Below are 6,451 nucleotides of genomic sequence, written 5' to 3'. Positions count from 1 at the left end.
CGTCGTACTGGAAACGGGCGCAGTCATGAGGCGTTCCTCTCGCGCAACAGGCGGATGTACGCCAGCGAGAAAGCGGCGCCGATGATGAGCATGACGACGGCGATGGCCGTACCGTAGCCGATGTCGCTGTAGCTGAAGGCTTCCTCGTACGCCATGATCGGCAGGGTGGTACTGCGGTTGGTTGGACCGCCCGCAGTCATCACGTAGATGAGCGTGAACACGGCGAGCGTCTGCAGGGTGATGAGCATCAGGTTGGTCGCGATGCTGCGGCGGATCATGGGCACCGTGACATAGACCAGCGTCTTCGCGCCACCAGCGCCGTCGATCTCCGCTGCCTCGGTGACCTCCCGTGGGACGTCGTTCAGCGCAGCCTGGTACACCATCATCGAGAACGCGGTGCCCCGCCAGATATTGGCAAGGATGATGGCGAGCATGGGGTGCTCGAACAGCCAGTCCACGCCAGGCACGCCGGCGAGGCCCGTGAGCTGGTTCAGCGTTCCGTCACGGAAGAAAAAGGCGTACGCAACGAACGCCGCCACGATCTCCGGCAGCACCCAGGCCGCCACCACGCACACGCCAACGACGGCGGCAACAGCACGGTGGGCACGCCGCATCAGGAGCGCCAGACCAAGACCGAGGAAGTTCTGCCCGATCACGGCGGAGACGAGGACGAAGACAACGGTCAGCAGCACCGACCGCGGAAACAGCGGGTCGGCGAAAAGCGTGGTGTAGTTCTCGAGGCCGATCCACTCCGGGTTCTTCGCGTTCGCACCGGTCAGCGCCGCATTGGTGAAGGACCCATAGAAGGACCACACGATCGGACCCGCGAGGAAGATGCCGATGAGGATCATTGCCGGAGCGAGTGGTAGGAGCTTCAGCGCCGAGGAGATGGAGCGGGAGGCCCGTCCGTTGCGCTCCCGCTCCTGCCTGTAATCACCGCGGCTATTGCGGCGCGCAGCGCCGGAGGACGAGCCGCGGGAAGTGACCGTGGACGAGATGGCTACTCCTCGACGACGTTCTCTTCGCCGACGATCGACTTCAGCGTCTCGTCGTAGGTTGCTGCCGCTTCCTCGGGGGTTGCGCCGCCGGTGATGACGGCCTCGGTTGCTTCCTGGATCGCTGTGGAAATTTCGGCGTAGTTCGACGTCGCCGGACGGTAGTTCGTGACGTCGAGCACCGCGGAAACCTCCTCGACGAATGGGTTCGCCTCAAGGTATTCGGGCGCCTCCGCGATGTCGGTGCGCACGGCGATCTGCGAATTGTCGATCGTGTACTTCTGCAGGTTTTCCTGGTTCATGGCGGTGGTGAGGAACTCGAAGGCGAGCTCAGGGTCGTCGGCACCCGCACCGACCGCCAGCGTCCAGCCGCCCGACATGCTCACGGCGCCGGGCTCCTGCCCCTCCTGTGTGGGGAACGGCGCAACGCCCATGACTTCAGCATATTCCGGCCACTCAAGCATTCCGCCTTCCTGCCAGAACGACGGCGCGTAGGAACCTTCCACTGTGGCCGCCATCTGGTTCTCCGGCAGCATGGTTCCCAGCACTACCTGCCAGACATTCGCATCGAGCGCCTCGGCGGGAGTGACCGCCAGTTCCTCGTCGTAGAGGGTCTTCAGGAAGGCCAGTGAATCCACGAAGCCTTGCGACCCTGCGATCCACTTGGCGGACTCCTCGTCGTAAAGGCCCCCGCTTTCGGTTCCGTAGAGGAGTTCGTAGAAGCTCTGCATCACGGTGCCCTCACCGGTACCGGTTCCCGCGTACATGCTGAACGGCCTGGACTCGGGCTGCGCTTCCTTGACGGTGCGCGCCATCTCCAGCAGGTCGTCCCACGTTTCGGGCTGCCAGGGAACTTCGATGCCGGCATCCTGAAGAACCTGCTTGTTGTACCAGATGACCCGGGTGTCGGTGCCGAGGGGCACCGCGTAGGTGCTGCCGTCGTCGGCCTTTCCAGCTTCCTTGGCTGCCTCGTTGAAGGAATCCCACTCATCCCAACCGGCCAGGTGCTCGTCGAGATTGAGCAGGTAACCTGCGTCCACGTCGGAGCGGAGGCGGAAGGTGTCCTCGTAGAAGACGTCCGGCGCGGTGTCCGGCGAGCGCTGCGACAGGGCGAGGCGGGTGTTGTAGTCCTCATCGGTGCCCTCGACCGGCTCAAGTTCAACGGTGACGCCCTCATTGGCGGTTTCGAACTGCTCCTTTGCGGCCTGCATCAGGTCATCCAGCGGCGAAGCATCCCCCGCCTTCTGATAAATGATGCGAAGGGTGTTGTCCGTTGCTTCATCCTCGCCCCCGCCGCCACCGGCACAACCGCTGAGGACGAGGAGGGCGGCGACCGCCGCTGCCGGGAGGGTTCGAGTGGCGCCGCGCATGGTTTCTCCTTTGAAACTGAGGCATCGGGAGACTGCCGTTATCGAAATAGTACATCGAGTGGATTTAACCCACAATGGCCCCTCCTGAGTTGGCAGGACACACCCTTAGTGGCTGCCCATTCGGGCGTGTCCTGCCAGCTCACCGTGGGTCTGCGATCACCCTATCGCTCAGCACCGACCAAAGCAGATCCTCACCGAATGCGCGGCCTTTCGGAACTCCGTCAGAGCCCTGCGAGCAGGTCCTTCATTTCCTGGACCTCCGCCTTCTGTGTCTCCGCAATCGCCTCGGCGAGCGCTACAGCTTCCGCGTTCTCGCCCTTCTTGATCTCCTCGCGCGCCATGTCGACGGCGCCAATATGGTGGGCGGTCATGTACTTGAGGAACGTCCGTGCTGCTTCATCGCCCTGGGCGGCCTCAAGGTCTGCCATTTCCTCTTCGCTCAGCATCCCGCCGGTGCCGTCGATGGCGCCCATGTGATGGCCCTCCATGCCGTCAGCCAACTCAGCGGGCTCGTCCCACTCCTTGAGCCACCCGGCCATGGTGTCCATCTCGGGAGCCTGTGCCTCCCTGATACTGGTGGCCAGATCAATGACCTCGGGGCTGATGCCCTTCTTGGCGAGCAGCATGTCGCTCATCTCGACCGCCTGCTGGTGATGGGGAATCATCATCTGAGCGAACATGACGTCCGCTTCATTGTGGCTTGCGGACACCTCACGGGCGGAGGACGCGGACTGTGAGTCCGCGGACGGACGTGAGCCCGTGCTGCCGCACCCCGACAAGACGACGACGGCGGCAAGGGCAACGGCGGGCAGGGAAAGGTAACGCTGCATGGTTGTCATTCCTTCTGGTTCGGAAAACTGTGATCTGCTGGTGTGCCGCTGTGGCTGCCATGCAGACTCAGGTTCGGCTGATACAAAGCCGGATCAGCGAAGGAACAGGGTTCAGCTGAGGCACGAGAGGGACCAGCGGCAGCCCCCGAAGCAGGAAGCTCCCAGGTATCACGCTCCCGGCGGGAAGCAGGAACAACAGCAGGGCGACGACCATGAACGCGAGAACGCACAGGCCCATCTCGGCGGTGCTGTCGTGGGGAGTCTTGCTGTTCGTCGGGCCGATACCGTCATGACCGGCATGATCGCTGGACACCTCCGCCGCCGTTGGCGGTTGCTCAAGCGCCATAGGCGGTTGCTCCAGCGCCATGGGCGGTTGCTCCAGCGCCTTGGGCGGTTGCCCCGGTGCTGACACGTAGACGGGTGGTGCGTGCAGACCGTGCACCGCCGTCGGGCCATGCCCACCGGCCCAGACGTGCATCGCCAGCAGCCCAATGAGCACGGCCGTCAGGCCGATGAATCCCAGGACGGCACGCGGAACGGCCAGCACACGTCTGGCCGTTCCGCTACGCGGGCGCGTCACCGCAGGCCCGTACACCGTCATTGAATCCGTTCCGGGCTGAGGTCGATCCGGCGCAGCAACTGGGCGTTGAGGGCGACCACCACCGTCGAGACACTCATCAGCACGGCACCCGCTGCGGGCGAGAGAACGATTCCCGCGAACGCCAGCACGCCTGCCGCGAGCGGCACCGCGAGAACGTTGTATCCGGTGGCCCAAACCAGGTTCTGGATCATCTTCCGGTAGCTGGCCCTCGACAGGTCGATCATTGCCAGCACCGACCGCGGATCATTCCCCGCAAGCACAACACCGGCAGACTCCATTGCGACGTCGGTGCCGGCACCGATCGCAATGCCCACTTCCGCGCGGGCGAGCGCAGGGGCGTCATTCACGCCGTCACCCACCATTGCCACCTTCAACCCGCGCGATTGCAGTTCGGCAACCTTCGAGTCCTTGTCCTGCGGCAGCACGTCGGCGAAAACCTCGTCGATACCCAGCTCGGTCCCGACGGCGCCCGCCACCTGGTGCGCATCGCCGGTAATCATCGCGACCTTGACGCCGCGATCCTGCAGCGCTGTGACGGCCGCAAGGGACTCCTCCCGGACGCGGTCTTCAAGTCGCAGCGCACCGATAACCCGACCGTCCCGAAGCACGTGCAGCACAGACGCGCCGCGGGCAATCCACTCCTGCACCGCAGGGCTGATCTCGGCCGGCGAGGCCACCCCGAGGTCCCTGAGAAGGTTCGGACCGCCAACAGCCACCTCGGAACCCTCAACGATTGCGCGCACACCACGCCCGGTCATCGAGGAGAAACCTGTCCCCCGGTAACCGAAAGCCGCAGCTTCCGGGCGTTGGGTTGCCGCCTGGACGATTGCCCGCGCGACCGGGTGCTCGCTGTCAGATTCAGCGGCTGCAGCGATTGCGAGGACTTCTGCCTCGCCGAAGTCACCGGCAGCAGCAACAGCAGTGACGGCAGGACGTCCTTCGGTAAGGGTGCCGGTCTTGTCGAAGAGCACCACATCGACGGTCCGCATCCGCTCGAGCGCCATCCGGTCCTTGATGAGGACCCCGCCCTTGGCGGCCCGTTCCGTCGAGATGGCGATCACCAGCGGGATCGCCAGCCCCAAGGCATGGGGGCAGGCAATCACCAACACCGTTACGGTCCGGATCACAGCATCATTCGGACTTCCCAGCAGCAGCCACGCCGCGAACGTCAGTACACCCGCCACGAGGGCGAAGTAGAACAGCAGTGCCGCTGCCCGATCGGCAAGGGCCTGCGCCCTGGACGAGGACGCCTGCGCCTCCGCGACGAGACGCTGAATGCCCGCCAGCGTGGTGTCCGAGCCCACCGCTGTGACCGACACCCGCACCGCGTTGTCCGTCGCCACCGTGCCTGCAACCACCGGTTCACCGGCAGTGCGGGAAACGGTGCGGGACTCACCGGTGATCATCGACTCATCGAACTCCGCCTCACCGTCGACGATCCTGCCGTCGGCGGGCACCCGCGCACCTGATCGAACAAGGACAACGTCGCCGGGGACGAGGGTGTCCACCGGGACCGTTTCCACTCCGTCCGGCGTGACGCGGTCCGCCTCATCCGGCAACAGCGCCGCAAGCGCGTCGAGGGCGCCCGCAGCCGAGCCGAGTGCGCGCATCTCCATCCAGTGCCCCAGCAGCATGATGACTATCAACAGGGCGAGTTCCCACCAGAAATCGAGATCAAAGTTCCCGATGCCGAGGGTGGTGACCCACGAAGCGGTGAACGCGACGCTGATAGCCATGGCGATCAGAAGCATCATGCCGGGCTCCCGGGACTTCAGTTCTGCAATGCCGCCCCTGAGGAACGGAGCTCCGCCGTAAAGAAAGATGACGGTGCCGAGGGCCGGAGAAATCCACGTCGAGCCGGGAAAGTCCGGCACTTCATAGCCCACGATCATCGCGAACATTGGGCTGAACAGGACAACAGGAATAGCGAGAATCAGGCTGATCCGGAACCTGTCGCGGAACATCGCCGTGGAATGCCCGGCGTGCTGGCCGTGGGCATGTACTTCGTGGCCGTCCGGCGCGGCATCCCTGGAATGGTGCGCAAGGTCGTGCTGTGCCGTGGCCGGATCGGCCGGGCTGAAAGTGGAGTGTTTCATGATGATTCTCCCTCGGTCACGGGGAACGCGTCCCCGGCCCTCAAGGTCAGTCGTTGCTGAAGTGGTTGCCGGCCGGCTCAGCTGGTGAATGAACAGCATGAACCGGCTGGGTGAAGGGTGTGACCGTCGAGGTCACGCCCGAGACAAGGTCGATCGCTGGATCGGATGCGGCAGCGTCCTCCGGTGCACAGCAACAGGCGCACCCGGCAGCAGACGTGTCGGTAAGGGTGAGGTTGGAAGAGGTGGTGCCGCGCATGATGATCTCCAAACAAGAAGGAACTATTCGAGGATCGATGACTGCTGCACCAGATGGTCGTCCGCGCCGGCTGCAGCCGTATCGAAAGAGACCTTCAAGGAGTAAGCCGCCCAATGGGCCGGGACTTCCCGCTTCGGTACCACCAAAGTATACCCCCCAGGGGTATCTGTCAAGGCCGGAAGTCTCCGACAGGAAGAAACCAGGTCAGCGGGCGAGCATCAACCGGTCAGCCCGAGGCCCAAGCGTCCGCTCCAGCAGGAGACATGCCGCGCCGACTGCGGCAACATCGTCGCCGATACCGGT

The 6,451-nt window shown here is 64.4% G+C and carries 6 protein-coding genes; all 6 read right to left on the bottom strand.

Translation table 11 applies throughout. From position 1 onward, the window contains the following. Positions 1 to 23 precede the first annotated feature (23 nt). Positions 24 to 851: a sugar ABC transporter permease gene (locus tag RIF85_RS13845; protein WP_309072482.1), complete on the bottom strand. Its 828-nt coding sequence runs from the start codon at positions 849 to 851 to the stop codon at positions 24 to 26. Positions 852 to 1,000: 149 nt separating this feature from the next. Then, on the bottom strand, positions 1,001 to 2,365 hold the full coding sequence (locus RIF85_RS13840) for an extracellular solute-binding protein (protein WP_309072481.1): 1,365 nt from the start codon (positions 2,363 to 2,365) through the stop codon (positions 1,001 to 1,003). Between the two features lie 221 nt (positions 2,366 to 2,586). Beyond that, complete coding sequence (locus RIF85_RS13835; RefSeq protein WP_309072480.1) at positions 2,587 to 3,195, bottom strand: DUF305 domain-containing protein; 609 nt, start codon at positions 3,193 to 3,195, stop codon at positions 2,587 to 2,589. A 67-nt stretch (positions 3,196 to 3,262) separates the two neighbouring features. Beyond that, a complete protein-coding gene (locus tag RIF85_RS13830) occupies positions 3,263 to 3,796 on the bottom strand; it encodes a hypothetical protein (RefSeq protein ID WP_309072479.1) in 534 nt (177 codons plus the stop codon). Next, on the bottom strand, positions 3,793 to 5,892 hold the full coding sequence (locus tag RIF85_RS13825; protein WP_375164857.1) for a heavy metal translocating P-type ATPase: 2,100 nt from the start codon (positions 5,890 to 5,892) through the stop codon (positions 3,793 to 3,795). The genes RIF85_RS13830 and RIF85_RS13825 overlap by 4 nt, the downstream gene beginning before the upstream one ends. A gap of 46 nt (positions 5,893 to 5,938) precedes the next feature. Next, positions 5,939 to 6,148 carry a hypothetical protein gene (locus RIF85_RS13820; protein ID WP_309072478.1) on the bottom strand — a complete coding sequence of 70 codons (210 nt, stop codon included), beginning with the start codon at positions 6,146 to 6,148 and terminating at the stop codon, positions 5,939 to 5,941. Positions 6,149 to 6,451: the final 303 nt, after the last annotated feature.

Source organism: Arthrobacter sp., assembly GCF_031179385.1.
Taxonomy (GTDB): domain Bacteria; phylum Actinomycetota; class Actinomycetes; order Actinomycetales; family Micrococcaceae; genus Arthrobacter_D.
This window is presented reverse-complemented; position numbering and strand designations above follow the sequence as displayed.